Source organism: Actinomadura sp. NPDC048032 (genome assembly GCF_040653175.1).
GTDB lineage: Bacteria > Actinomycetota > Actinomycetes > Streptosporangiales > Streptosporangiaceae > Spirillospora > Spirillospora verrucosospora.
Window position 1 is genome coordinate 1 of record NZ_JBEZJP010000027.1, and the last position, 26116, is coordinate 26116.

A 26116-nucleotide genomic window follows, 5' to 3' on the forward strand; every position below is an offset into this window, starting at 1 on the left:
AAGATCCCCGCCGTCCCCCACGTCCAGGTGATCGACACCACGGCCGCGGGCGACGCCTTCAACGGCGCCTACCTGGCCACCCGCCTGACCGGCGCAGATCGGAAGAGCGTCGACGGTCTGCGGATGGAGGGTGCCGCGCGGGGCGGCGGCGCCGCGCCGGTCGGCGGGGGAGCGGCCGCGGCGGGCGGCGGCCGAGTGCGTGGGCTGCTCGGCGAGCCGGCCGCGGGCGAGGGTGAACAGGCGGTCGCACCAGCCGGTGAGCGTCTCGGTGGCGTCGGCGGTGACGACCACGGTGGGCGCCAGCGTGCGCAGCACGGGGATCAGCTCGGCCATGGCCGCGGTCAGCGAGTGCCGTCCGGGGCCGGCGGCGCCGGTGGGCCAGGGGTCGGCGGCGGCGCACAGCTCGCCGAAGGGGTCGTCGAGCAGCACCAGGCCGGGCTCGTGGACGCAGGCGGCGGCCAGCCCGGCGCGCAGCCGGACGTCAGGCGGCAGCAGCGCCAGTTCGGTTCCGGCGGCATCGGCGAGGTCGAAGCGGCGGATCATGCTCTGCGCGGCGGACGCGCTCGTCCGCTTGTAGTACGCGGCGTAGGCGACGAACTCGCCGGCCGTCATTCCCTCCGCGCGCGAGAACCGGGCCGGCAGGTAACCGATTCCGGCCCGGGCGGCCCGCTGCCCGGCGGCGTTCGTGATGTCGTGTCCGAGAATGTGCAGCGCGCCGGTGTTCGGTCTGCGCAAGGTCGCGAACGTGGCCAGCAGAGTGGATTTACCGGCACCCGGTGGACCGGCCAGGCCGACCACCCCTTCGGGCACGCCGAAGGTCACCGGGCGCAGGAGCCACCGCCCCCCGCGGCGGACACCCATTCCTCGGGCCACGATCACGGAATGCTCCGCGATCACAAGTTTCCCCCCGTTGTTCGTCATGCTGTCGCGGCGGCCGGACGGTGCGCCCGCCGCGCCGGTGGCCTCGGGTCCCCCAACCCGCCACGCGGCGCGGCCCGCAGGCCGGGCCGCCCCCCGGCGGCGCCGGCCCGGTCGCTTTTGCCGGGCCGCAATGCATCGACATCGTGACTATAACCGGGCTTGGTGATGGCTGTCAGCAATCTAATCGCCTTTACGGCAGGACGACGGAACTCTTTGCCCGGGGCGCGGCCGAAAGAGAATAAAAAAGGCGGACAATTCTCTTGATATGCCGTCCATAGGGACGGCTCTGAGGACCGGCCGTGCAAACGCGCCGACCGCCCCGCGCCGCGCCGCGCTCCGCTGGGAGCGTACGGACGTACGGCAGGGGGCGGTCATGGGGCAGGATGGACCCATGCCTTCTCGGGACTTTTCGTTGCACGGGGCCATCGACCTGGGAGCGCGCCAGGCCGCGGCAAGGAAGCAGCAGGAACGCCGGACCCAGGGCGGCGGCGGCGCGGCGCCGGCCGCGGGCGCCCCCGGCGGTCCCTACGTCGTGGACGTCACCGACCAGACGTTCAACACCGAGGTCGTGGAGCGGTCGCAGTCCGTCCCCGTCCTGGTGGACTTCTGGGCCGAGTGGTGCGGTCCGTGCAAGCAGCTCGGCCCGATCCTGGAGAAGCTCGCCACCGAGGCGGCCGGCAAGTGGATCCTGGCCAAGGTCGACATCGACGCGAACCCGCAGCTCGGCGCCTACATGCAGCAGATGGGCGTGCGCGGCATCCCGTTCGTGGCGGCGGTCGTCGCCGGGCAGCTGCTGCCGTTCCTGAACGGCGCCGCCCCCGAGCCGCAGGTCCGCCAGGCCATCGACCAGCTCTTCGATGCGCTGCGCAAGGAGGGCATCCTGCCGGACGCCCCCGAGGGCGAGCAGCCGGCGCCCGGCGCGGAGGCCCCCGCCGAGCCCGTGTTCTCGGAGGCCGAGGAGGCCCTGCAGCGCGGCGACCTGGACGGCGCCAAGGCCGCGTTCGAGCGCGTCCTGGCCGCCGACCCCAGGGACGACCAGGCCAAGCAGGGCCTCGCGCTGGTCGAGCTGAGCCTGCGCGTGCGGTCGCTCGACCCCGAGCGCGCGTTGCAGGAGGCGGACGAGAAGCCCGGCGACGTCCAGGCGCAGATCAGCGCGGCCGACGTGGAGATGGTGTCCGGGCGCATCGACGACGCCTTCGACCGGCTGGTGGGCGCGGTGCGGCGCGGCGCGGGCGACGACCGCGACGCGGCGCGCAAGCACCTGCTGTCGCTGTTCGAGCTCCTGCCCCCGGACGACCCCCGCGTCGGCAAGGCCCGCCGCGGTCTCCAGTCCGCCCTGTTCTGACAGGCGCCACCGCTGCTCCGGCCCGGGTCACGGCCGGGTGACGGGCGAAGGGCGGTGAGCTGGGGCGAGCGGGACACCTGACCGCGGTGGTGAGCGTATGCTCGTTGACTGATGACCGCGCCCGTGCGGCCGCGTGAAGCACTTCCCGGTGAAGCACTTCCACGGCCGATCCGGCCGGTCCGCGGCTCCGCCACCTCGTGATCGACACCGCCCTGCGATCGACACCACGGGGGCGCCCGTCCCGCGCCCGTCGAGCGATCGTCGCCGCGGCCCGGGCTCTGCGGGCCGCGGAACGGGACCGGGCGGCGGCCCCGGACGCACCGTCCCCTGGAAGCGGCGCGCTCGGATGTGGACAAACCCGTATAAATAGGGAGCAGCTGTCGTGGCGAGCGTGCCAAGCGTGTCGTACTCCATCACCGTCCGGCTGGAGGTCCCCGCCGGCGGCAGGGCCGTCAGCCAGATCACCCACGTGGTCGAGAACGCGGGCGGCATCGTCACGGCCCTCGACGTCAACACCGCCGGCCACGAGACCCTCCGCATCGACGTCACGATCGCCACCCGCGACACCCAGCACGCCGAGGCGATCGCGGGCGCGCTGGAGCGGATCGAGTCCGTCAAGATCCACAAGGTCAGCGACCGGACGTTCCTGATGCACCTCGGCGGCAAGATCGAGATGCAGTCCAAGGTGCCGCTGCGCAACCGCGACGAGCTGTCGATGGCCTACACGCCGGGCGTCGCCCGCGTCTCCCTGGCCATCGCCCGCAACCCCGAGGACGTCCGCCGGCTGACGATCAAACGCAACAGCGTCGCCGTGGTGACCGACGGCTCGGCGGTGCTCGGCCTCGGCAACATCGGCCCGGAGGCCGCGCTGCCGGTCATGGAGGGCAAGGCGGCGCTGTTCAAGCGGTTCGCCGGGATCGACGCGTGGCCGATCTGCCTCGACACGCAGGACACCGACGAGATCGTCCGGACGGTGCAGATCCTCGCGCCCGCGTTCGGCGGCATCAACCTGGAGGACATCTCCGCGCCGCGCTGCTTCGAGGTCGAGGCCCGGCTGCGCGAGCTGCTCGACATCCCCGTCTTCCACGACGACCAGCACGGCACCGCGATCTGCGTGCTCGCCGCGCTGACCAACGCGCTGCGCGTCGTCGGCAAGGACATCGGCGCCGTGCGCATCGCGATGGCGGGCGCGGGCGCGGCCGGCACCGCCATCCTGAAGCTGCTGATGCACGCCGGCGCCCGCAACCTCGTCGTCTGCGACTACGCCGGCGCCGTGCACAAGGGCCGCGACGACCTCGACGACTCGCTGCGCTGGATCGCCGAGCACACCAACGAGGGCGGCTACTCCGGCGACCTGCGCGGCGCGGTGAAGGACGCCGACGTGTTCATCGGCGTGTCCGCCCCCGGCATCCTGAACGGCGACGACATCGCGACGATGAGCGACGACGCGATCGTGTTCGCGCTCGCCAACCCCGAGCCGGAGGTCTCGCCGGACGAGGCGCGCGAGCACGCCGCCGTGGTGGCCACCGGGCGCAGCGACTACCCGAACCAGATCAACAACGTGCTGGCGTTTCCCGGTGTGTTCCGCGGCCTGCTGGACGCCCAGGCCAGCGGCGTCACCCTCGACATGCTCGCGGCCGCGGCCAAGGCCCTCGCCGAGGTCGTCACGCCCGACGAGCTCGGCCCGAACTACATCGTGCCGAGCGTCTTCCACCCGGACGTCAGCACCCGCGTGGCCGGCGCGGTCCGCGAGGCCGCGGGCGGCCGTCCCCGCACCGAGGCCTAGGCGGAGGCGGGCCCGGAAGGCGGGCCCGCCGCCGCGCTCAGTCCGACTTCCTGCCCGCGAACACCTGCTCGCGGCGGCGGGGCCACGTGCCGCCCCACCAGAAGATGATCGCGCCGGTCAGGATGACGGCGACGCCGGTCACGGCCCGCGCCCACAGCACGGTGTCGGGGCCGGTGTGGGGGAGCTTGCCGGGCGGCGTCTCGCGCGGCGCGGCGCCGCCCGCCTTCTTGCAGTTCGCCTTGACCGCGGTGCTCTCGATCTGCCGGTTCGCCCACCGGACGGTGATGCGGGTGCCGCGGTCCTCGCGCAGCTTCACCGCGACCGTCCGGGTGGTACCCGGACCGATCTTGCCGGGGACGGCGGCGGTGTCGTCGTTCTTCTCGACGGAGAAGTCCTCGGTCTGCGTTCCGGTGTTGCGGACGCTGACGTTCACGGTGCGGTCCGGGCAGGAGACCGAGCCGATCGTGGCCGTCACCGGCCGCGCGGGAGCGGCGGTCGGCGTGTGCGAGGGGGTGCGGGACGGCGTGCGGGACGGGCTGTGCGTCGGACTCCGGGTGGGCTTGCCCGAGGCCGACGGCGAGCCGCCGGACGGGCTCGGGCTCGTGGACTCCGTCGCCGAGGTCGGCGACGCGGAGCCGTCCGACCTGAACAGGGCCGGGATCGCGATCAGCGCCCCGATGACGATGAACACGGCGGCGATGACGACCCTGGGCAACTGCATCGCTGTCCTCCCGGCGCGCACCAAGCGGGTGGCCGATTGTCCTAGATCATTCTTAACCCAGGACCTTGTGGTGCCGATATCCCCATCGATAGGAATGCGTAACAGGCTAACGAGCGAGGAGGCGTGCCGCCGGAGGTCCGGGCAACGCATCATGGGACCCATGGAAGACGGGATCAGGGTCGGGCTCCTGCTGGTGGCCACCCCGCAGCTGGAGGATCCGAACTTTCGGCGCAGCGTCGTCCTGCTGGTCGAGCACGACGGCGACGGGGGAACCCTCGGTGTCGTCCTCAACCGGCCGACCGAGGTTCCGGTCGACCGCGTGCTGCCGCCGTGGGCGGAACTCGTCACCGGGCCCGCCGTGGTGTTCCAGGGCGGGCCGGTCGCGCTGGAGAACGCGCTCGCCCTGGCCCGGCTCCCCGGCGAGGACGAGCCGCTCGGATGGCGCGCCCTGGACGGCGGCGCCGAGGTCGCCCGGGTCGGGCTGGTCGACCTGGAGGCCCCGCCCGGCCTGCTCGCGGCGGAGCTCCTGCAGCTGCGCGTGTTCGCCGGATACGCGGGCTGGTCGCCCGGCCAGCTGCGCTCCGAGGTCGAGGACGGCTCGTGGTACCTGGTGCCCGCGGAGGCCGGGGACGTGTTCGCCGGCGACCCGGAGCGGCTGTGGCAGCACGTGCTGCGCAGGCAGGGCGGCGACCTGGCCTTCGTCTCCACTTTCCCCGAGGACCCGACGCTGAACTAAGGTGACTGGTGTGAGTACGCAGATCCTTCCCGACAGCGACACCCAGAGCGATGTCAAGCCGGACCTCTCCCACGGTGACGGCGACCACGAGCGGTTCGCCCACTACGTGAAGAAGGCCAAGATCACCGAGAGCGCGGTGACCGGCACGCCGGTGATCGCGCTGTGCGGCAAGGTCTGGGTGCCGAACCGGGATCCGAAGAAGTACCCCGTCTGCCCGGAGTGCAAGGAGATCTACGAGTCCATGCAGCCGGGCGGGGGCAAGGGCGAGGAGTGACCGGCCGCTGAACGGCGGTCGAGGGCGCGCCGCCGGATAGGCGCGCGCGTGTGTGTGAGGTCCTGCGGTCATGTGCCGCAGGACCTCGGCCTTTCTTATCGCGGGACGGCCCGAAACGGACGTCCCTGAACAATCGGGGGATTGAATGCGGCGCTTGGCCGGGGTTTCACTGTGCGCACTGGCGGTCACGGTGTGTGCCGTTCCGGGTTCGGTGAGTGAGGGGGAGTGGGAACGGGCGCGGGTCGCTCCGGCCGCCCGCGGCGACGACTGCGTCCACCGCCACGCGGGCACGCCGGGCGGGACGGCCGCCGTGGGTGGGAGGAGTGCATCGGGCGGAAGGGCGCGGTCGGCCCAGGCCCGCGACCGGGCCGACCTCGGCCACGACCAGGCCACCGCCATGCTCGCCGACCTCCGCCGCACGCTCCTCGACCGGTTCGGGACGTCCGACGAGGCCCTCCTCGACCCGGCCCTCCTCGGCGGGGCGCGCCCCGACCCGGCCCGGCGCGCCACGGGGGCCCTGGTCGTCCCGGTGCGGTTCCACGTCGTCCACAGCGGGAGCTCGGGACGGCTGTCCACGGCGGCGGTCCAGCGGCAGATCGCCACGCTCAACGCGGCCTACGGCGGCCGTCTCGGCGGGGCCGACACCCACGTGCGGTTCCGGCTCGACTCCCTGGACCGCACCGACAACTCGGCCTGGTTCCGCAACCCGCAGCACTACGAGGGGCCGATGAAGCGGCGCCTCCGCAAGGGCGGGCGCGGGACGCTGAACCTCTACACGGCGGCCGTCGGCTCGGACGTGCTGGGCTTCTCCACCTTCCCGCAGTGGTACCGGCGCGACCCGCGCCTCGACGGCGTCATCGTCGACTTCCGCAGCCTGCCGTACGGGTCGTACGCGCCGTTCAACCACGGGTACACGGCCGTCCACGAGATCGGGCACTGGCTGGGCCTGATGCACACGTTCGAGGGCGGGTGCGTGTCGCCGGGCGACGGGGTCACCGACACCCCGTACGAGGCGGAGCCGGCGCAGGGCTGCCCGCAGGGCCGCGACTCGTGCCCGCAGCGGGGCCGCGATCCGATCCACAATTTCATGGACTACGCCCACGACGCCTGCATGCGGGGCTTCACCGCAGGTCAGGGCCGTCGCATCCGGGCGGCGTGGGCGGCGTACCGGTCCCGCAAGACCGGCGGTCACCGTGTGGATCTCGGCACAGCGGCGCCGGGAGCGGCACGATCTGTCGGTGCGGCTCGGTAGCCTTCAATGACCGTGAGCACCTTCGCCGCATCGAGCATGCCCCCCGCCTTCCCCGAGCGGGCCGCCTGGGGGACCGCGTCCTCCCTGCGCGCCTGGCAGCAGCAGGCGCTGGAGGCGTACTTCGGCGCGGACGGAACGGCGCCCGGCCCCCGCGACTTCCTCACCGTCGCGACGCCGGGCGCCGGCAAGACGACGTTCGCGCTCCGGCTCGCCCGCGAGCTGATGGAGCGCCGCGTCGTCTCGTCGCTCACGATCGTGTGCCCGACCGAGCACCTCAAGCGGCAGTGGGCCGAGTCGGCGGCCCGCGTCGGCATCAGGATCGACCCCGAGTACCAGAACGGGCAGGGCCCCGTCGGCAAGGACTTCCACGGCGTCGCCGTCACGTACGCGACCGTCGCCGCGCGCCCGGCGCTGCACCGCAACCGCACCGAGGCGCGCAAGTCGCTGGTCATCTTCGACGAGGTGCACCACGCGGGCGACGGCCTGTCGTGGGGCGACGCCGTCCGCGAGGCGTTCGAGCCGGCGACGCGGCGGCTCGCCCTGTCCGGCACGCCGTTCCGCACCGACATCAACCCGATCCCGTTCGTCCAGTACGAGGAGGGGCCTGACGGCGTCCGCCGCAGCCAGGCCGACTACACCTACGGCTACGGGCCCGCCCTCGCCGACGGCGTCGTCCGACCGGTGATCTTCCTGGCGTACGCGGGCGAGATGCGCTGGCGCACCCGCGCGGGCGACGAGATCACCGCGACCCTCGGCGAGCCGCTCACCCAGGACCAGACGTCCCAGGCGTGGCGGGCCGCGCTCGACCCCAAGGGCAACTGGATCACGCAGGTGCTGGCGGCGGCCGACCGCCGCCTCACCGAGCTGCGCCGCGTCATCCCCGACGCGGGCGGCCTGGTCATCGCCACCGACCACGAGGCCGCCCGCGCCTACGCCAAGATGCTGCGCGCGGTGACCGGCCAGGGCGCCACGATCGTGCTGTCGGACGACCCGACCGCGTCCAAGAAGATCAAGGCGTTCGGCGAGACCGACGACCGCTGGATGGTCGCGGTCCGCATGGTGTCCGAGGGCGTCGACATCCCGCGCCTGTGCGTCGGCGTCTACGCCACCTCCACCAGCACGCCGCTGTTCTTCGCGCAGGCCATCGGCCGCTTCGTCCGCGCCCGCAAGCGCGGCGAGACCGCGTCGGTGTTCCTGCCGTCGGTGCCGACGCTGATGGGCCACGCCTCCGAGATGGAGGAGGAGCGCGACCACGTCCTCGACCGCCCCGTCCGCGAGGACGGCCTCGACGACGATCTGCTCGCCGAGGCCAACCGCGAGAAGGACACGCCCGACGTCGGCGAGGAGCTGCCGTTCGAGACGGTGGAGGCGTCCGCGACGTTCGACCGCGTGCTCTACGACGGCGGCGAGTTCGGCATGAACGCCGAGCCGGGGTCGGCCGAGGAGGAGGAGTTCCTCGGCATCCCCGGCCTGCTGGAGCCCGACCAGGTGTCGGCGCTGCTGCGCAAGCGGCAGGCCGAGCAGATCGCCAACGAGCGCCGCCGCAAGACCGGCGACCCCCGCGAGGACCGCACCGCCGCCGAGGACATCGCTGCCCTGCGCCGCGAGCTGAACGGCCTGGTCAACGCCTGGAACCACCGGACGGGCCAGCCGCAGGGAGTCATCCACAACGAGCTGCGCCGCTCCTGCGGCGGCCCGCCCGTCCCCCAGGCGAGCGCGGAGGAGATCCGCGAGCGCATCGCCAAGATCCGCGACTGGGCCGCCAAGCGCCGCCACTGACGCCTCACCGCCGCGCCTGAGCCCGCCGCAGAGCCTGCTGCGCCGCGTGGGCCCAGGCGATGATCCCGGAGGGCGCCCGCCACGCGCTGAGGGCCGTCGCAGGGGGGTGCCGCATCGCCCCTGCCACCCGGTAGGCCCACGGCCCGCCGGTGCGTTCGGCCGTGACACCGACCGCGAGGCTTCTGGCACCCTCGGGGAAGACCCACAGCACCGGTGGCGACTCTACGCACACCTTGAGGTGCGACCAGCCGTGAGCGTGCGTCGCCGTGGCCAGGACGTCGAGCCGCCGTTCGGCGCTGGCATGCCCGAACCGGACACGCCACCACGCGATCACCAGGCGACCGCGCATCAAGAACGCCTAGTTCTGGACGGCTGAACCACCAGGGAGGGGCGCGTCACTGACTCCTCACCGGGTGGCGGCCAGCACCGCCGCGAGACCTTCCCGCAGGTCCTTGACGAAGTACTCGGGAACCTCCAGCGACGGGAAGTGTCCGCCCTTCTCGGGCGAGTTCCAGCGGACGATCTGGCGGTACCGCTCCTTTGCCCAGGGGCGCGGGCACTTCTCGACATCGCGCGGGTACATCGTGATGGCCGACGGCACGTCGACCCGGAGTTCGGGATCGAGCGAGTTGTGGCTCTCGTAGTAGATGCGGGCCGCCGACGCGCCGGTCCGCGTCAGCCAGTAGAGGGTGACGTCGTCGAGGATCCTGTCGCGGGAGATCGTCTCGAACGGGCTGTCCTCGGTGTCCGACCATTCGGCGAACTTGTCGAGGATCCAGGCGAGGAGCCCGACCGGTGAGTCGACGAGCGAGTAGCCGATGGTCTGCGGCCGGGTCGCCTGCTGCTTCGCGTACGCCGCGCGGTGGCGCCAGAAATCGCGGGTGTCCTCGGTCCATTTGCGCTCGGCTGCCGTCAGCCCGTCCGTTGTCAGTCCGGGCGGCGCCTCCGCGAACAACGTGTGGATCCCGAGGACGTGCTCCGGGAACCTGCCGCCGAGGACCGTGGTGATATTGCCTCCCCAGTCGCCGCCGTGGGCCAGGAACCTGCCGTAGCCGAGCCGTCCCATCAGTTCGACCCATGCGGCCGCGATCTTTTCCGTTCCCCACCCGGTGACGGCCGGCCTGTCGCTGTACCCGAAGCCCGGTAGCGACGGCGCCACGACGTGGAAGGCCGGTGCGTCCGCGTCTTTCGGATCCGCCAGCTCGTCCACGACGTCGACGAACTCGGCGATGCTGCCCGGCCAGCCGTGCGTGAGGATCAAAGGGGTGGCGTCCGCGCGCGCGGATCGGCGGTGCAGGAAGTGGACGCCCAGATCATCGATGGTCGTGCGGAACTGGCCGATGCGGTCGAGGCGCTCTTCGAACGACCGCCACCTGTACCCGGTGCGCCAGTAGTCCACGACATCGACGAGGTCGGCGAGGGGCACGCCCTGGTCCCACCGGCGAGGGCCGGGCGCGGTGCGACGGACCGTCTCGGCCTCCGGCAGCCGCGCCGCGGCCAGCCGCGCGCGCAGATCGTCGAGGTCGGCGTCGGTCGCGCGGGCTTCGAAAGCTCGAACGTCGCTGGTCGGGTGCGGCATGAGACCTCCTGGCCATAGCGGAACCGGCTAAGACGGTTCTAGCAGCGCCTCCTCCCGCATGCAACCGGCTAAGGTGGTTCCATGCGCGCTGGGTTCCCCGACTTCCGCCTCGGCAACGTGCTGGCGACGAGCTTCACGGCGACCCTGACGGAGCGTTGTGGTGACCCTGTGGAGCGCATCCCCGTGCCGCGGCGACTCGTCGACTGGCTGGCGGTGAACGGCCTCGCCGTGGACTCCTGTACCCCCGCCCAGCTCGACCTCGCCCGGGAGTTGAGGGAGTCGATTCACCTCGCCGCGACGGCGGCCGCGATCCAGGACGCTCTCCCCGCGTCCGCCGTCCAGGTCATCAATGACCGCAGCGTGGAGGGGCGGGCTGCCGCGATCCTGACGTCAGAGGGCACGCGGCGATGGCGGCTCGGCTCGGCCTCCCGCGTGGAGGACGCCCTGAGCGTGATCGCCGCCGATGCGGTCAGCATCCTCGCAGGTGAACGAGACGGGAAGCTGGCCCTGTGCGCATCACCGACCTGCCGGGCCGCCTTCTTCGACACCAGCCAGAGCCGCACCCGCAGGTGGTGCGAGATGAACACGTGCGGCAACCGCCAGAAGAAGGCGCGCTTCAAGGCCAGGCAGCGCGAATACCCCGGATCAGCGGAGTGACGCCAGGTTCAGGGGCGTGAGGATGCGGGTGGACGGCTTCTTCGGGGCCGTCAGGGAAGCAGCAACGAGGGCCCGGCTGAGCCGGGCCCTCGTTGATGATGCGAAGAGGCGCGAGCCTCCTCACACGAGGCCGCCCTGTCAGGCGACCCGGTTGCTCCTGGAACGGGCACGAATGAGGCGGACCTCGATCCAGATGGTGAACGCGCCGCCCGCGATGGCGCCGAGTGCCACGCAGCCGGCGCCGATGGCCACGCCGAGGCTCAGGGGGACGGACCCCCCGATGACGAAGCCGAGGATGATCCCGACCAGGGCGCCGAAGACGCCGCCGATCAAGGGCCAGACGGCAAGGCCCGCGGCGTTCCTGACACGGAGTTCGAAGTTGGCGAAGTTTCCGGTGATCATGAGAACCCTCCGGTTGTGAGTCGCACCTCTCGTGAGGTGAGGTGCCTACCGGGCACTGTCCGTGACGAGGTGCACCGTGCAAGCCGGTGAGCGCGCGTTCCCGCCATGCCTCGTCCGCGGAGGTGCTGGCCGATCACACCCAGCCCGCCCACCGCGACCGGTGGCGGTCAGGGGGAGGTGGGGGACAGGTCCAGGGCCTTGAGGATGTGGGTGACCGTTTCCTCCGGGGTGCCCGTGATGGGGGCGGTGACGATGTTCTCGTCGGGGGCCGGGGGTTCGAGGTCGGCGAACTGGGAGTCGAGGAGGTCGGCCTTGAAGAAGTGGCCCTTGCGGGAGCGCATGCGGGCGGCGATCGTGTCGCGGTCGCCGTCCAGGAGGACCAGGCGGACGTCCTCGTGACCGTCGAGCAGCATGTCGCGGTACCCGCGTTTCAGGGCGGAGCAGGTGACGACGCCGGGGCGGCCGGTGGCGACGCGGTCGGCGATCCACGCGGCGATGGCGCGCAGCCAGGGGAGGCGGTCCTCGTCGGTGAGGGGACGGCCCGCGCGCATCTTGGCGACGTTGGCCTGGGAGTGGAACGCGTCGGCCTCGGCGTACTCCCAGCCGAGGCGTTCGGCGAGGAGCGTGCCGATGGTGGTCTTGCCGCTGCCGGACACGCCGGCGACCAGGATGACCGTGGGCTTTGTGGCGTTCGGGGGCATGGTCAGGCGGTGACGACCGGGGCGCCGGACAGGACGATGCCCTCCTGGCCGAGTTCGTCCAGTGCCTTGTCGACGGTGGTCTTGCTCACACCGGCCGTCAGGTCCAGCAGGACGGTGGTGCGCAGGCCCGTGCGGACGGCGTCCACCGCGGTGGCCCGGACGCAGTGGTCGGTGGCGATGCCGACGACGTCGACGGCGTCGACGCCGCGGGCGGCGAGCCAGTCGGCGAGCGGGGTCTCGTCGTCGGAGAACCCCTCGAACCCGCTGTAGGCGGCGGTCTCGCGGCCCTTGCTGAACACGGCCTCGATGGGGGCGAGGGCGAGGTTGGGGTGGAAGTCGGCGCCGGGGGTGCCGATCACGCAGTGCGGCGGCCAGGTGTCGGCGAAGTCCGGTTCGGCGGAGAAGTGGCCGCCCGGGTCGAGGTGGAAGTCGCGGGTCGCCACGATGTGCGCGTACTCGGACCTGTGCGCGGCCACGTACTCGGAGATCGCGGTCGCCACGGCGGCGCCCCCGCCGACCGCGAGCGACCCGCCCTCGCAGAAGTCGTTCTGCACGTCCACGATGATCAGAGCCTTCTTGCCCATGACCGCTGCTCCCTCTACCGGTTGCCCCACCGGCTCTGCACCGACCGTACCCCAGGCTCGTTCCCCCACGCCGGACGGCTCAACGGCGTGGCCCGCCGTTGACGAACTCGGTCGGGACGGCGGGCTCTCCCCGGGAGAGCCGGCGCGCCGTGGGGGGCAGTTCGGCGACCGAGCGGGCGTGGCGCTCCCTGGCGTCGCGGAGCGCCTCGCGGCCGACGACCTCGCCGTCCCGCACCAGCGGCACCTGGAGGACGCGGTCGTGGGGGCCGGGCGTCGGCTCGGTGGTGAACACGGTCTCTGCGTAGGCGACGCCGTGCCCGTCGACGCGGCGGACGGCGGTCTTGCGCCCGCCGCGGCTCGGCTTGCCCGTCGAGCGCTTGGCGACCGGGCGCATGGGCGCGTCCTCCCGCGGGCCGTCCGCCCGCGCGACGAGCTTGTAGACGAGCGACGCCGTGGGGGCGCCGGAACCGGTCACCAGGGACGTCCCCACGCCGTACCCGTCCACGGGCGCCGCGCCGAGCGCCGCGATGCCGTACTCGTCGAGGTCGCCGGTCACCACGATGCGCGTGCCGTGCGCGCCGAGGGAGTCGAGCTGCTCGCGGACGCGCCGCGCCACCACGCCGAGGTCGCCGCTGTCGATCCGGACGGCGCCGAGGTCCGGCCCCGCGAGCTCCACCGCCGTCCGGACGGCCCGCTCGACGTCGTAGGTGTCGACGAGCAGCGTCGTGCCGTCGCCCAGGGCCGCGAGCTGCGCCTCGAACGCGTGCCGCTCGCTGTCGTGCAGGAGGGTGAAGGAGTGCGCGCTCGTCCCGGCGGTCGGGACGCCGTAGAGCCGTCCCGCCTCCAGGTTGGAGGTGGTGGTGAACCCGGCGATGTAGGCGGCGCGGGCGGCGGCCACGGCGGCGCGCTCGTGGGTCCGCCGCGACCCCATCTCGATGATCGGGCGGTCCTGCGCGGCCTGCACCATCCGCGACGCGGCGGACGCGATCGCGCAGTCGTGGTTGAGGATCGACAGGGCGAGGGTCTCCAGCAGGACGGCCTCCCCGAACGTCCCCTCGACCATCAGGATCGGCGAGTCGGGGAAGTAGCACTCGCCCTCGGCGTAGCCCCAGACGTTCCCGGTGAAGCGGTACTTCTCCAGCCAGCGCAGCGTGGGCTCGTCCACGATGCGGTTCTCGCTGAGGAACTCCAGTTCGGAGTCGCCGAACCGGAACGCCTCGATGGCGTCCAGGAGCCGCCCGGTGCCCGCGACGACCCCGTACCGGCGGCCGGCGGGAAGGCTCCGCGCGAACACCTCGAAGACCGCGCGGCGGCCGTCCGTGCCGCTGCGCAGGGCGGCCTGCAGCATGGTCAGCTCGTACTGGTCGGTCAGCAGGGCCGTGCCGTCACCAAGGTCCACAAGTGGAACTTTAGGGCCGAGTGCGGGCACCATGGTGAAGCGGGCCGTCACACGCGGCGGGGGCGAGGCGCATAGCATCGGATGCGGCGGGCGGCCGCGTCCTCCAGGGCGGGACCCCGCGCGAGAGAGAGGAGGAGGCCCGGCCAATGAGCGCCATGAGCACGGCGCCCGCACCGGTGGAGCTGGAGCGGCCGGACGCGGCGGAGGACGTGAGCGCCGACCGGCCCTGGCTGGCGATCGTCTGGAACGACCCGATCAATCTGATGTCGTACGTCACGTACGTGTTCCAGGCCGTCTTCGGCTACCCCAAGTCCAAGGCCGAGAAGCTGATGCTCGACGTGCACCACAAGGGCCGCGCCGTGGTGGCCAACGGCACCCGCGAGGAGATGGAGCGGGACGTGGAGATCCTGCACTCCTACGGCCTGTGGGCGACCGTGAAACGGGACGACTGAGCCGATGAGCCATGTGAAGAAGAGACGCGACGGCTTCCGGGTGCGGCTGGAGCCGGAGGAGACGGCGCTGCTGCGCGCCCTCATGGAGCAGATGCTCGCCCTCCTCGGGGAGGAGTCCGGCGAGGGAGGCGAGCTGGCGTCCCTCGGCATCGCCGAGAACGCCACGAAGTCGGACGACCCGGTCCTCGCGCGGCTGTTCCCGGACGCCTACCGCGACGACGGCGAGGCCGCCGGGGAGTTCCGCCGCTACACCGAGATGGGCCTGCGCGACGGCAAGCGCGAGGCGGCCCGGGCGGTCCTCGGGGCGCTGGGCGAGGGCGGTACCGACACGGTCCTCGACGAGAAGCGGATGCAGGAGTGGCTGCGGGCGCTGAACGACGTGCGGCTGGCGCTCGGCACACGGCTCGACATCACCGACGACTGGTACGAGGAGGCGGGCGGCATAGACCCGCGCGACCCCCGCGCCCCCATGTTCGCCGCCTACGACTGGCTGACGATGCTGCAGGACGGTCTCGTCCGCGCCCTGGAGTAGGCGCCGCCTAAGCTTGCGGCCATGCTGACGATTGAACGGGCCCTGGTCGACCAGATCATCGCGCACGCGCGCGCGGACCACCCCGACGAGGCGTGCGGCATCATCGCGGGCCCGGTCGGCTCCGACCGGCCCGTCCGGTTCGTCGCGATGGTCAACGCCGAGCGCTCCCCGACGTTCTACCGGTTCGACTCCCAGGAGCAGCTGAAGGTGTGGCGGGAGATGGACGACCGGGACGAGGAGCCCGTCGTGATCTACCACTCCCACACCGCGACCGAGGCCTACCCCTCCCGCACCGACATCTCCTACGCGTCCGAGCCGAACGCGCACTACGTCCTCGTCTCGACCCGCGAGGAGGGCGAGACGGAGTTCCGCTCGTTCCGCATCGTGGACGGCGAGGTCACCGAGGAGGAGGTCGCCGTCGTCGAGGGATCCTGACGGCGGGACACGCGGCGCCGGAGGGGCGGAGGCGGGCGGGATCGGCGGCCTCGCGGCCGGTAAACTGGTCGACATGTGGACGAGCGGGCATGGGACGGGCGGCGCCGGGCGCCGCGCCGGGGCCCCAGCGGTGCCGCCCGTGCAGAGCTTCCTGTTCGGGCACTCGCGCGCCGAGGTCGTCTACGACTGTCGCTGACGCGCTGATCACGCCTGGAATCATCCCGTCGCCCGCCCGGTTCCACCACCAGGGGCGGGCAGTCCCGTACGACGTTTAAGGAGATCATCGCGATGGCGATCGAGGTCCGGATCCCGACGATCCTGCGCAACCTCACCGACGGCGCCAAGGCCGTCGAGGGCAAGGGCGGCACGCTCGACGAGCTGTTCGCCGACCTGGACACCCGGCACGCCGGCCTGCGCGACCGGCTCGTGGACGACAAGGGCCTGCGCAAGTTCGTCAACGTCTACCTGAACGACGAGGACGTGCGCTTCCTCGGCGGGCTGGAGACGGAGGTCGCCGACGGCGACAGCGTCACGATCCTGCCGGCCGTCGCCGGCGGCTGAGCCGGTCGGGACGAGCGCCACATGCGATTCGACTCACTGCTGGACTCGCTCGGCGGCACCCCGCTGGTCGGGCTGCCGCGGCTGTCGCCGAGCGAGGACGTGCGGCTCTGGGCCAAGCTGGAGGACCGCAACCCCACCGGCTCGGTGAAGGACCGGCCCGCCTTCCACATGATCGAGAAGGCGGAGAAGGAGGGGCTGCTGACGCCCGGCTGCACGATCCTGGAGCCGACGTCCGGCAACACGGGCATCTCGCTGGCCATGGTCGCCAAGCTGCGCGGCTACTCGATGGTGTGCGTGATGCCGGAGAACACCTCGGCCGAGCGCCGCCAGCTCCTGGAGATGTGGGGCGCGCGGATCATCTCCTCCCCGGCGGCGGGCGGCTCGAACGAGGCCGTGCGGGTGGCCAAGGGCCTGGCGAAGGAGAACCCCGACTGGGTGATGCTGTACCAGTACGGCAACGAGGCCAACGCGCTCGCGCACTACGAGACGACCGGCCCGGAGATCCTCGCCGACCTGCCGTCGGTGACGCACTTCGTCGCCGGGCTGGGCACGACGGGGACGCTGATGGGCGTCGGCCGGTTCCTGCGCGAGCGGGTGCCGGACATCAAGATCGTCGCAGCGGAGCCGCGGTACGGGGAGCTGGTGTACGGGCTGCGCAACATCGACGAGGGCTTCATCCCCGAGCTGTACGACGACTCCGTGCTGACGACCCGGTTCTCGGTCGGGTCGCTGGACGCGCTGCGCCGTACCCGCGAGCTGCTGGAGCAGGAGGGCATCTTCGCGGGGATCTCGACCGGCGGGGCGCTGCACGCGGCGATCGGGATGGCGAACAAGGCGGTGAAGGCCGGGGAGCGCGCCGACATCGTGTTCGTCGTCGCCGACGGCGGCTGGAAGTACCTGTCGACCGGCGCGTACGGCGGCACCCTGGAGGAGGCCGAGGCCCGGCTCGAAGGCCAGCTCTGGGCCTGACGGGCCGCGGCCGCCACTTGCGGGCCGGGCAACGCGAGGTCGCCGAACCGGACGAGCCCTCTCCAGGCACGATGTGCGACCACATCCGCCCCGCCTGCCCCCTGGATCCACCGGAGCGAGCCCTGCCAGGGGTTGTCGGCGACGGCTCAATCAACGATGATGGACAGAAGGGACATGACCTCCCCCAAAGATCATGAAGTCCCTGCAAACTTCGTGATTCCGGAGGGTCGTGCCCTCACACCGGCATTCATCCCCCCAGAACCGGACACCGAGGCCCGAACTTCGAGAACGCGGGCCCCTGCCGTCCAGCGTTCGGTAGATGAATGACCAGCGGACCGCCCAAGCGGAGGAGGTGGCGGCGTGACCCACCGCGACGCACTGGCCTTCCTGGTCAACACCTTAATTGGGTAACCGCAGGCTTCCTGTAACGAGATCATCGCCTCGATCGTAGGTGCGTCGCACCGTGCGGTCCGTCGAATGCGCCTTGACTCCCGGGTTTCGACGTTCGGAATCGGAAACATCACGATCGTTTTTGTGTCACATTCTTTCGAGGGGCCATCATGCACTCCGCCCTCGCGGCAATCGCCGAGCGATTCCCTTCACAGCCCAGCCCCTACGGACCCGATGCCGAGCGGGAGGTGCGCGGCTTCGCGCGCCGTCACGGCCTTCTGAGCACGCCGGCGGCGATGCGCCATTACGATCGGTCGAACTTCGGCGATCTCGCCGCCCGCGTCTATCCGCACTCGAGTCGCACCACGCTCACACTGCTGGCCGAATGGCTCCTCACCTGGGCGATCTTCGACGATCAGCTGGAACAACTGCCCCTGGAGAACCCGGCCGCCTTCGAAAACGCCAGTGCGGCGCTGCTCTCGACACTGTCGACGGATTCGGCCGTCGCGACGCAGGCGGTTGCTCATTTGCAGCCGTTCGGCACCGCATTCCTTGAAGTCTGGCACCAGATGGCCGCTGCGCGGTCCATCGACTGGCGGCGGCGGTACGTGTCCACGGTGGCCGACTACCTGGACGGCTGCCGTTGGGAGGCGGCCATGCGCCAGGCCGAGAGGCCGCCCGACGTCGCGACCTTCATCGAACGCCGTAGGGCGTACGGCGGAATCAAGGAGGCGATGGCGCTGGTGGAGGTGAGCCGAGACTTCGAACTGCCGGTCACGCTTCACGAAGACCCCTACGTGGTCCGACTGATGGATGCACTGGGCGACATCGCTCTTTGGGGAAACGACGTCTTCTCCTTGGAGGTGGACGTGCAGGAACGCACGCCGAACCTCATCGTCGTGCTCCATGCCGAGCGCGGCGGCACAATGGACGCCTGCCGGAACGAGGTTGTCGACATGGTTGCCGCGCGGGTGGCCGACTTCGAAAGATCCCGTTCCGGCCTCGACCAGTGGCGAACTCACCGCGGCATCTCCGATGAGAAGGCCCTTGATCTTCGCAAATTCATCCAGGGAATGCATGACTGGATCAGCGGCAGCTTCGCCTGGTCCACCGACAACGAACGCTATGCACAGGCTCGCTTTGGCGCGGACAGCATTCAACCGAATGCGCTCGCGAGCCTTGGCCTGGAACGGCAGGAGGCCGGCGCCCAGGTCGCTGCGGAGCAATCATGAACGCCGTGGCCGCACTGCCGGGAAAGCTGCGCCGGCTCGCCAACCTCGCCTCCTTCGTTCGAGATCCTCTGGCATATCTTTCCCGTGAGTCGGCCGGCGCTCCGGTCAGCCGGATCAACCTGCCCGGGCCCTCGGTGTTCGTGGTCAACGATGTGGAACTGATCCGCCGCATACTGATCCGTGATGTCGCGCATTTCGACAAGGGCGCCCAATATGACAGGCTCCGACCGTTGCTGGGCGATGCCGTCTCCCTCGCCAGAGGCCCGGCGCACAGAGATCGTCGCCGTCTGCTTCAGCCCGTCTTCCATCACGACCGGGTGGACTCGTACACCACTTTGATGCGAGCGGCGACGTTGGAAGCCGTCGATGGCTGGAAAGACGGCGAGATCGTCGCCGTCGATGATGCCATGCGCAGAATCTCCCTGAACGTCGCCGCACGAACCCTCTGTTCGACAGTTCCAGGCGAACGGACCACCCTGACGGTTCAGCAGGATCTGCCACGGATTCTCAACGGCCTGACGTGGCGAGCCTTGAACCCGTTTCCCGTACTGGAGCGAATACCGCTTCCCGCGAACCAGGAGTTCGGTCGTGCGACCCGTCGGCTGCGCACGGGCATCGCCGAACTGGTGGCGAAGCGCTCGCGCCAGGATCGATCTGGCGACGACCTGATCCACCTTCTCATTCGCGCCTACGGCGACGATGCGGAGGCACAGGCGCGGGTCTGTGACGATGCGATCAATCTACTGCTCGCCGGCACCGAGACCACCGGCAACGCTCTGTGCTGGGTCTGGCACCTGCTCGCCGGGCACCCGCAGGTCGAAGCCAGGGTCCACCGCGCGGCCACCGAAGGAGACGGCGAGTACCTCGGGTGGGTGATCAAGGAGGCGCTGAGAATCTACCCGCCGGCGTGGCTCATCCCGCGCCGCGTCGTGAAGGCTCTCAACCTGGGGCCTTATGAACTTCCCGTCGGATCCCTCGTGTTCTTCAGCCCGTACCTGCTTCATCGTTCTCCGGAGATCTATGAATCAGCTGATGCGTTCCGTCCTGAACGGTGGGAGCCCGGGGCGTCTCCGGCACCCTCTCCGCACGCGTTTCTCACGTTCGGCGCAGGACCGCACAACTGCATCGGCGCCAGATTCGCCACCACCGAAATGATCGCGGTCGTCCAGGCCATCGCTGAACGCTATCGCCTTCTCCCGGCGGGCGAGACGGCGGTGCGTCCTTCGGCGACCCTTGTGCCCACCAAGCTTCATATGAGGGTGGAGCGTCGACAGGCGCAGGGGCGACAGAACGAAACAGGGCCCTGCGGAAACTGAACGCCGACTGATAAGGCGCGCCAGTTCGCGGCCGGTAATCGCCGGCGCCGGGCCGCGATACCGTTTTACTGCGCTGCACGAGGTTCGGACTCTGCCCGGCGAGGACGGCCAGGTTCACGCACGCCCCAGGCGGCCGGGGTAGAGTGCGTACTCGAACGTGATTCTAGAATCGTCCCGGGAGAGTGCGGATGAGCGGGTTCGGGGACTCCACGGCGGTGAAGCCCGTCGGTGAGGGCCGGTACGAGGCCGTCCTGGACGGGGGCTACGGCATCGCCCAGGCGCTGAACGGCGGCTACCTGATGGCCGTGCTCGCCCGCGCCGCCGTGGACGCCTCGCCGCACGAGCACCCCGTCTCGACCGCGGCGAACTTCCACCGCGTCGCCAAGGCCGGCCCCGCCGAGCTGGTCGTCGACTCCCGCAAGGTGGGGCGCACGGCCGCCTCGTCGTTCGTCACCCTCGTCCAGGACGGCCGTCCAGTCGTGGACGCCCTGATCACCACCGGCACGCTCGACCCGTCCGCCGAGCCCGACTTCGCCGCGGGGCCGCCCGCCGCGCTGCCGCCGCTGGAGGAGTGCACGGGGTTCCGGCCGCCCGCCGCCACCGGCGGCGGGTTCGCCGACCAGGTCGACATGCGCTTCGACCCCGAGACGATGGGCTGGCTGGACGGGCGGCCGAGCGGGCGCCCGGACATCCGCGCCTGGTTCCGGCACGGCTGCGGCCAGGAGCCCGACGGCTACTCCCTGGCCCTCGCCGTGGACGCGCTGCCGCCCGTGGCGCTCAACCTCGGCGCGCAGGGCTGGGCCCCGACCGTCGAGCTGACCTGGCACATGCGGGCCGTCCCGGCGCCCGGGTGGCTCGCCGTGCACGGCACCGGACGGCTCCTCGCCGGCGGCTGGTTCGACGAGGAGGTCGAGGTGTGGGACGCCGCCGGACGCCTCGTGGCACAGAGCCGGCAGATCGCCCGCGTCCCCCTCGCCCGCTCCTAGCCGGCGCGGCGCACCGGCGTTTCGGACCGCCGAACCACCGGATCATGCGCCGGCGGCGTGAGCTGGACGGTTTTCCAGCGTGTGACGGTGTGATGTCCAACGCATGACACACCCGGGCGGGGCCATGTCGCCTAGCCTTGTGCACCATGTCAGATCCATCCCGGGGGGACGGCCTCCCCGACGCGCCCATCGGGATCTTCGACAGCGGTTTCGGGGGCCTCACGGTGGCTCGCGCCATCCTCGACCAGCTGCCGAACGAGCCGATCGTCTACCTCGGCGACTCGGGCCGCCAGCCGTACGGCCCGCGCCCGATCGCCCAGGTCCGCGCGTTCGCGCTGGAGATGCTGGACGAGCTGGTCGACGAGGGCGTGAAGATGCTGGTGATCGCCTGCAACAGCGCCAGCTCGGCGATGCTGCGCGACGCCCGCGAACGCTACGACGTCCCGGTCGTGGAGGTCATCAACCCCGCGACCAGGCGCGCGGCGCGCGCCACCTCCAACGGGCGGGTCGGCCTCATCGCCACCGAGGCCACCGTGAACAGCCGCGCCTACGAGGACGCGTTCGCCGCCGCGCCGCACATCGAGCTGGTCAGCGCCGCCTGCCCCCGCTTCGTCGACTTCGTCGAGGCGGGCGTGACGATGGGCGACGACCTCCTCGACGCCGCCCGCGAGTACCTGGGCCCGATCGTGGACGCGGGCTGCGACACCCTGATCCTCGGCTGCACGCACTACCCGCTTCTGACCGGCGTCATCTCGTATGTGGTCGGAGACGGGGTCACACTGGTCTCAAGCGCCGACGAGACCGCCAAGGACGTGTACCGAGTGCTGCACGATCGGGGACTGGCCCGCGCCGAGGCGACGCCCCGGCCGCGGCACCGGTTCCGCGCCACCGGCGACCCCGCCGTGTTCGCCGAGCTCGGCCGACGCTTCCTCGGGCCGGAGATCGGTTCGGTGGAGAGCACGTTGAGCAAGGCTTTGACGACCTGATTCCTCGGACCGCGGAGGAGGAGTGAGCGTGCGGGTCACTGTGATCGGCTGTTCCGGCAGTTTCCCAGGGCCGGACAGCCCCGCGTCCAGCTATCTGGTCGAGGCGGACGGCTTCTCCATGCTCGTCGACATCGGCAACGGCGCGATCGGAAGCCTCCAGCGCTTCCACGGCCTGCTGGACATCGACGCCATCTGCATCTCGCACCTGCATCCCGACCACTGCCTCGACCTCACCGTCTACTGGATCGCGCGGACGTACTGCCCGGACGGCCCGGCGCCGCGCATCCCGGTGTACGGCCCCCGCGACACCGCGGACCACATGATCAAGGCGTACGAGCTGGAACCGAACCCGGAGATGACCGCCACCTTCGACTTCCGTCCGCTGGAGCCGGGGCCGGTGCCCATCGGCCCCTTCACGGTCACCACCGCGCTGATGAACCACCCGGTCGAGGCGTACGGCCTGCGGATCGAGCACGGGGGCAGCGTCATGACCTACTCCGGCGACACCGGCCACAGCGACGACCTGGTCCGGCTGGCCCGCGACTCCGACCTGTTCCTGTGCGAGGCGGGGTTCGCCGACCGCCCGGACCTGCCGCCGGACATGCACCTGACGGGACGGGAGGCCGGCGAGCACGCCGAGCGGGCCGGGGTCGGCCGGCTGGTCCTGACGCACCTGCTGCCGTGGAACGACCCGTCCGAGACGCTCTCCGAGGCGAAGGCCAGCGGGTTCCGCGGCCCGGTCGAGCTGGCCGAGGTCGGCGCCGTCTACGAGTTCTGAGGGGCCGCCGCTCCCGCGGCCGTCCGCTTCCGGGGCCCGCCGCGGTGAGTGCGGCGTCACCGGCGGTGGGCCGGGTCCGGCGGGGGCCCGCCCGCTAGGGTGGGCGCATGGCTCGCCCCGATGATCGTGCACCCGACCGGCTCCGTCCCGTCCGCATCCAGCGCGGATGGCTCGACCACGCGGAAGGGTCGGTGCTCGTCGAGTTCGGCGCGACCCGGGTGCTGTGCGCCGCGTCCGTGCAGGACTCGGTGCCCCGCTGGCGGCGCGACAGCGGCCTCGGCTGGGTCACCGCCGAGTACGCGATGCTGCCGCGCGCGACGAACACCCGCAACGACCGCGAGTCCGTCAAGGGCCGGATCGGCGGGCGCACCCACGAGATCTCCCGGCTGATCGGCCGGTCGATCCGGGCGTGCCTGGACCTCAAGGCGCTCGGCGAGAACACCGTCCAGCTCGACTGCGACGTCCTGCAGGCCGACGGCGGCACCCGCACCGCCGCGATCACCGGCGCCTACGTCGCGCTGGCCGACGCGGTGAGCTGGATGCGCGAGCGCCGCCTGCTCCGGGGGGACCCGCTCATCACCTCGGTCTCGGCGGTCAGCGTCGGCGTCGTGGACGGCGAGCCCCGCCTCGACCTCTGCTACGAGGAGGACTCGGCCGCCGGGACCGACATGAACGTCGTCTGCACCGGCGACGGCCGGTTCGTCGAGGTGCAGGGCACCGCCGAGGGCGCCCCGTTCGACCGGGCGGAGCTGGACGAGCTGCTCGACCTCGGCGCCGCCGGCTGCGCCGAGCTGACCCGCATCCAGAACGAGGCCCTCGGCCGATGAGCCGGATCGTCCTCGCCACCCGCAACCAGGGCAAGGTCGCCGAGCTGCACCGGATCCTCGGCGACCTCGACGTCGTCGGCCTCGACGCCTTCCCCGGCGCCCCCGACGTCCCCGAGACCGAGCTGACCTTCGAGGGCAACGCGCTGCTGAAGGCCCGCGCGATCGCCGCGTTCACCGGGCTGCCCGCCGTCGCCGACGACTCCGGCCTGTGCGTGGACGCGCTGAACGGCATGCCCGGCGTGCTGTCGGCCCGCTGGTCGGGACGGTTCGGCGCCGGCGACCAGGACGCCGCCAACCTGCGGCTCGTCCTCGACCAGCTCGCCGACGTGGCCGACGACCGGCGCGGCGGCTCGTTCGTGTGCGCGGCCGCACTGGTCGTCCCGGGCGGCGCCGAGCACTGCGTCGAGGGCCGGATGCACGGCACCGTCATCCGGGAGCCGCGCGGCGCCGGCGGCTTCGGCTACGACCCGATCTTCCTTCCGGAGGGCGGGACCCGCACGACCGCGGAGCTGGCGCCCGCCGAGAAGGACGCGATCAGCCATCGCGGCCGCGCCTTCCGCGCGCTCGCCGAGATCGTCCCCGACGCCCTCCGGGCCGCCGGCCTGGCCTGACCCCCCGCCCGCGGGGGCGGTCAGCCGCAGCGCAGGCGGACGAAGGTGCCGTCCCAGCCGGCGCGCAGCTCCATCAGGTCGACCAGGAGGCGGACGGTCCACAGGCCGAAGCCGCGCTGGAGGGCGGAGTCGGGCGGGATGAAGCCGGTCAGCGGGTCGGGCCCGGGGCGCCAGAAGCCGTGGTCGCCGATCTCGCAGACGAGGTCGGCGCCGTCCTGCCACGTCCAGAGCCCGATCGGCGGAGTGCCGTGCTGGAGCGCGTTCGCGGCGACCTCGTTGGCGGCGGTGACGAGGTTCTGCGCCTTCTGCTTGGCCAGGCCGTGCCTGAGGGCGCGCTCGCCGACGAACCTGCGCAGCGCGTGCAGGTCGTCGCCGTCGATGGAGAAGTACTCGGCGCCGGCCGGGCGGTCGGAGCGGAGCCGGCCGTCGCAACTGGACCCGAACCTCACCGGGTCGATGTAGTCGCCGTTCTCGCCGTCGTGGTCCGGGGCGAGCAGCAGGGGATGGGTGCGGCGCGCCTCGTCGAGGATGCGGGGCGGCAGCTCCTCGGCGTCGTAGGGGCACAGGGCCCGCGCTCCCGAGTCGCCGAAGACCACGTTGATGAGGGACTCGTACCGGACCCATTCGAGCGTCTGGCGCTCGTCCCACCCGTGCCAGAGCGGCTCGGCGAGCGCGCAGACGGTGCGCGGGGCGCTCTGCTTCACGATGGTCTGGTAGTCGCGCAGCGTGTGGACGGGGTGCTTGTAGAAGCCGGCGGAGTCGAAGTAGGTGACCGCGTCGCCGTGCGGGGCGAGGACGTCCCGCAGGGCGGTCAGGTTGGGCTCGCAGGCGACGGCGATCACGACCTGGCCGCGCTGGACGCCCGATTCGAGGTAGGGCACGGTGACGGACAGGAAGTCCTCGGTGCCCCGGTACATGAACGCCTTGTGCTCCAGTGCCATCAGGCGATGCCCTCCGTCTCCGCGAGCCGCCGCCCGCGGGCGAGACCGGGCAGCCGGTGCCAGCCGACCATGTCGATGACGCTCTCGACGTCGGGCGACAGGTGGTCGAGGATCAGCGCGGCGTCGGCGGGCAGCCGGGTGGCGTGCTTGGCCAGCAGGTGCAGCCCGCCGAGGTCGATGAACCCGAGCCGGGACAGGTCGAGGTGGACGCTGCGTCCGGGCCGCAGCCGGCGGAGCTGCTCGGCGAACACCGAGTGCCGCGCGGCGTCCAGCTCGCCCTCGACGCGGAGCCCGTCGGGCTCGAACGTGCGCACGATCTTCAGTATCCCGTCGTCGAATTCGGGGTTCACTTCCACGAGGACCTCGTGTGTGTCGCGGAGGGCGGCGAGCGCGGCGGGCGGACACGAGCGCCGGTCGACCTGGCAGATGGCCATCGCCATGGTGCTCGGCGAGACGGTGTCGCCGACGCGGTGCTCGCAGCCGAGCATCGGGCCGAGGTCGGGCCCGCCGGGCCCGTTCAGCAGCCAGCTGTGGTCGGTGGTGAGGCGCACGGCGCGGAAGCCCTGCCCGAACGCGGCGCCGAGCTCGCGGGCGACGGTGTCGGCCATCCGGGCCGGTTCGAACGAGCCGCGGCGGTCGAGGCACGCCTCCCGCGGCGGGATGACCCGCAGCTGGCCCGACCTGACGAGGGCGTCCACGTCGATCGGCCGCCCCGGGCCGAGGCCGGGCAGCCGCTCGACCGGGACGTCGGTGACGTACACGACCTTCTCGGTGGTCTCCAGACCCTCCCGGACGAAGGGCCCGATGACGTGGTCGCGCTCCTCCTGACTGCTGTAGGCCAGCCAGCCGTGATCTCCGGGACGGAGTTCGCTTACGGGGCGTTCGGCGAACCAGGATGTGTCCATGGCCTGCCCATCGGTGTGAGGCGGATCTGTTCAGCGTACGCCGGTCCGGTGCCTTTGGA

At 71.7% G+C, this 26116-nt stretch carries 29 protein-coding genes and 1 pseudogene; 20 read left to right on the forward strand and 10 right to left on the reverse strand.

Annotated features, from left to right (window positions below):
• Positions 1 to 468 precede the first annotated feature (468 nt).
• Positions 469 to 921: pseudogene (locus tag AB0C69_RS06250) on the reverse strand (ATP-binding cassette domain-containing protein); the annotation flags it as partial.
• A 391-nt stretch (positions 922 to 1312) separates the two neighbouring features.
• Between AB0C69_RS06250 and AB0C69_RS06255 the strand changes: the two are divergent.
• A complete protein-coding gene (locus tag AB0C69_RS06255) occupies positions 1313 to 2266 on the forward strand; it encodes a tetratricopeptide repeat protein (RefSeq protein WP_360350477.1) in 954 nt (317 codons plus the stop codon).
• A gap of 382 nt (positions 2267 to 2648) precedes the next feature.
• Complete coding sequence (locus AB0C69_RS06260) at positions 2649 to 4052, forward strand: NAD-dependent malic enzyme (protein WP_345184151.1); 1404 nt, start codon at positions 2649 to 2651, stop codon at positions 4050 to 4052.
• 37 nt (positions 4053 to 4089) lie between these two features.
• Here the strand turns inward: AB0C69_RS06260 and AB0C69_RS06265 are convergent, their stop codons facing one another.
• Positions 4090 to 4773, reverse strand: a complete 684-nt coding sequence (locus tag AB0C69_RS06265) for a hypothetical protein (protein ID WP_360350480.1) — start codon at positions 4771 to 4773, stop codon at positions 4090 to 4092.
• 160 nt (positions 4774 to 4933) lie between these two features.
• Here AB0C69_RS06265 and AB0C69_RS06270 point away from each other — a divergent pair, with 160 nt between their 5' ends.
• The 4 genes from AB0C69_RS06270 to AB0C69_RS06285 all read left to right on the forward strand — a co-directional run bounded on the left by AB0C69_RS06270 (position 4934) and on the right by AB0C69_RS06285 (position 8814).
• The gene (locus AB0C69_RS06270; protein ID WP_345184155.1) at positions 4934 to 5509 is read left to right on the forward strand and encodes a YqgE/AlgH family protein; all 576 of its coding nucleotides are present in this window, start codon (positions 4934 to 4936) and stop codon (positions 5507 to 5509) included.
• Positions 5510 to 5519: 10 nt separating this feature from the next.
• Entirely contained in the window at positions 5520 to 5783 is a 264-nt protein-coding gene (locus tag AB0C69_RS06275) for a DUF3039 domain-containing protein (RefSeq protein WP_185027553.1), read from the forward strand.
• A 211-nt stretch (positions 5784 to 5994) separates the two neighbouring features.
• Positions 5995 to 7035 carry a zinc metalloprotease gene (locus AB0C69_RS06280; RefSeq protein ID WP_360350484.1) on the forward strand — a complete coding sequence of 347 codons (1041 nt, stop codon included), beginning with the start codon at positions 5995 to 5997 and terminating at the stop codon, positions 7033 to 7035.
• Positions 7036 to 7071: 36 nt separating this feature from the next.
• Complete coding sequence (locus AB0C69_RS06285; protein WP_360350546.1) at positions 7072 to 8814, forward strand: DEAD/DEAH box helicase; 1743 nt, start codon at positions 7072 to 7074, stop codon at positions 8812 to 8814.
• 4 nt (positions 8815 to 8818) lie between these two features.
• On the opposite strand, the gene AB0C69_RS06290 is transcribed toward AB0C69_RS06285, so the two are convergent.
• Together AB0C69_RS06290 and AB0C69_RS06295 are read right to left on the reverse strand one after the other, a co-directional pair.
• Positions 8819 to 9163 (reverse strand): hypothetical protein, encoded by a 345-nt coding sequence (locus AB0C69_RS06290; RefSeq protein ID WP_360350487.1) that lies wholly within the window; start codon positions 9161 to 9163, stop codon positions 8819 to 8821.
• 57 nt (positions 9164 to 9220) lie between these two features.
• Positions 9221 to 10393, reverse strand: a complete 1173-nt coding sequence (locus AB0C69_RS06295) for an epoxide hydrolase family protein (RefSeq protein WP_360350490.1) — start codon at positions 10391 to 10393, stop codon at positions 9221 to 9223.
• A gap of 81 nt (positions 10394 to 10474) precedes the next feature.
• Here AB0C69_RS06295 and AB0C69_RS06300 point away from each other — a divergent pair, with 81 nt between their 5' ends.
• Entirely contained in the window at positions 10475 to 11050 is a 576-nt protein-coding gene (locus AB0C69_RS06300) for a CGNR zinc finger domain-containing protein (RefSeq protein ID WP_360350493.1), read from the forward strand.
• A gap of 138 nt (positions 11051 to 11188) precedes the next feature.
• Here the strand turns inward: AB0C69_RS06300 and AB0C69_RS06305 are convergent, their stop codons facing one another.
• The 4 genes from AB0C69_RS06305 to AB0C69_RS06320 all read right to left on the reverse strand — a co-directional run bounded on the left by AB0C69_RS06305 (position 11189) and on the right by AB0C69_RS06320 (position 14169).
• Positions 11189 to 11452, reverse strand: coding sequence for a hypothetical protein (locus AB0C69_RS06305; RefSeq protein ID WP_360350496.1), 264 nt, complete (start codon positions 11450 to 11452; stop codon positions 11189 to 11191).
• Positions 11453 to 11619: 167 nt separating this feature from the next.
• Positions 11620 to 12153, reverse strand: coding sequence for a gluconokinase, GntK/IdnK-type (locus AB0C69_RS06310; RefSeq protein WP_360350499.1), 534 nt, complete (start codon positions 12151 to 12153; stop codon positions 11620 to 11622).
• Between the two features lie 2 nt (positions 12154 to 12155).
• Positions 12156 to 12737: a nicotinamidase gene (locus AB0C69_RS06315; RefSeq protein WP_360350502.1), complete on the reverse strand. Its 582-nt coding sequence runs from the start codon at positions 12735 to 12737 to the stop codon at positions 12156 to 12158.
• A 79-nt stretch (positions 12738 to 12816) separates the two neighbouring features.
• Positions 12817 to 14169, reverse strand: a complete 1353-nt coding sequence (locus AB0C69_RS06320; RefSeq protein ID WP_345184260.1) for a nicotinate phosphoribosyltransferase — start codon at positions 14167 to 14169, stop codon at positions 12817 to 12819.
• Between the two features lie 122 nt (positions 14170 to 14291).
• On the opposite strand from AB0C69_RS06320, the gene clpS reads away from it, so the two are divergent.
• From clpS to rdgB, 13 genes are all read left to right on the forward strand, one after another.
• A complete protein-coding gene (clpS, locus tag AB0C69_RS06325) occupies positions 14292 to 14588 on the forward strand; it encodes an ATP-dependent Clp protease adapter ClpS (RefSeq protein WP_345184262.1) in 297 nt (98 codons plus the stop codon).
• 4 nt (positions 14589 to 14592) lie between these two features.
• Positions 14593 to 15120: a DUF2017 domain-containing protein gene (locus AB0C69_RS06330; RefSeq protein ID WP_345184168.1), complete on the forward strand. Its 528-nt coding sequence runs from the start codon at positions 14593 to 14595 to the stop codon at positions 15118 to 15120.
• 21 nt (positions 15121 to 15141) lie between these two features.
• Complete coding sequence (locus AB0C69_RS06335; RefSeq protein ID WP_345184170.1) at positions 15142 to 15555, forward strand: M67 family metallopeptidase; 414 nt, start codon at positions 15142 to 15144, stop codon at positions 15553 to 15555.
• Positions 15556 to 15628: 73 nt separating this feature from the next.
• Positions 15629 to 15751, forward strand: coding sequence for a hypothetical protein (locus AB0C69_RS06340; RefSeq protein WP_281258271.1), 123 nt, complete (start codon positions 15629 to 15631; stop codon positions 15749 to 15751).
• Positions 15752 to 15843: 92 nt separating this feature from the next.
• Positions 15844 to 16116 carry a MoaD/ThiS family protein gene (locus AB0C69_RS06345; RefSeq protein ID WP_345184173.1) on the forward strand — a complete coding sequence of 91 codons (273 nt, stop codon included), beginning with the start codon at positions 15844 to 15846 and terminating at the stop codon, positions 16114 to 16116.
• A 21-nt stretch (positions 16117 to 16137) separates the two neighbouring features.
• Positions 16138 to 17085 carry a cysteine synthase gene (locus AB0C69_RS06350; RefSeq protein WP_345184175.1) on the forward strand — a complete coding sequence of 316 codons (948 nt, stop codon included), beginning with the start codon at positions 16138 to 16140 and terminating at the stop codon, positions 17083 to 17085.
• A 560-nt stretch (positions 17086 to 17645) separates the two neighbouring features.
• Positions 17646 to 18707, forward strand: a complete 1062-nt coding sequence (locus AB0C69_RS06355; protein ID WP_360350509.1) for a hypothetical protein — start codon at positions 17646 to 17648, stop codon at positions 18705 to 18707.
• On the forward strand, positions 18704 to 20023 hold the full coding sequence (locus tag AB0C69_RS06360) for a cytochrome P450 (protein ID WP_360350512.1): 1320 nt from the start codon (positions 18704 to 18706) through the stop codon (positions 20021 to 20023). The genes AB0C69_RS06355 and AB0C69_RS06360 overlap by 4 nt, the downstream gene beginning before the upstream one ends.
• Positions 20024 to 20211: 188 nt before the next feature.
• Positions 20212 to 21009, forward strand: a complete 798-nt coding sequence (locus AB0C69_RS06365; RefSeq protein ID WP_345184182.1) for a thioesterase family protein — start codon at positions 20212 to 20214, stop codon at positions 21007 to 21009.
• Between the two features lie 146 nt (positions 21010 to 21155).
• Positions 21156 to 21995, forward strand: a complete 840-nt coding sequence (gene murI / locus AB0C69_RS06370; RefSeq protein ID WP_345184184.1) for a glutamate racemase — start codon at positions 21156 to 21158, stop codon at positions 21993 to 21995.
• A 28-nt stretch (positions 21996 to 22023) separates the two neighbouring features.
• Entirely contained in the window at positions 22024 to 22773 is a 750-nt protein-coding gene (locus AB0C69_RS06375; protein ID WP_345184186.1) for an MBL fold metallo-hydrolase, read from the forward strand.
• Positions 22774 to 22880: 107 nt separating this feature from the next.
• Positions 22881 to 23600, forward strand: coding sequence for a ribonuclease PH (gene rph, locus AB0C69_RS06380; protein WP_345184188.1), 720 nt, complete (start codon positions 22881 to 22883; stop codon positions 23598 to 23600).
• Positions 23597 to 24211, forward strand: coding sequence for an RdgB/HAM1 family non-canonical purine NTP pyrophosphatase (rdgB, locus tag AB0C69_RS06385; RefSeq protein ID WP_345184190.1), 615 nt, complete (start codon positions 23597 to 23599; stop codon positions 24209 to 24211). The genes rph and rdgB overlap by 4 nt, the downstream gene beginning before the upstream one ends.
• A gap of 20 nt (positions 24212 to 24231) precedes the next feature.
• Here rdgB and AB0C69_RS06390 read toward each other — a convergent pair whose 3' ends face one another.
• Together AB0C69_RS06390 and AB0C69_RS06395 are read right to left on the reverse strand one after the other, a co-directional pair.
• Positions 24232 to 25152, reverse strand: coding sequence for a sensor histidine kinase (locus AB0C69_RS06390; protein ID WP_345184192.1), 921 nt, complete (start codon positions 25150 to 25152; stop codon positions 24232 to 24234).
• A complete protein-coding gene (locus AB0C69_RS06395) occupies positions 25152 to 26057 on the reverse strand; it encodes an MEDS domain-containing protein (RefSeq protein WP_360350519.1) in 906 nt (301 codons plus the stop codon). Before AB0C69_RS06395 ends, AB0C69_RS06390 begins: the two co-directional genes overlap by 1 nt.
• Positions 26058 to 26116: the final 59 nt, after the last annotated feature.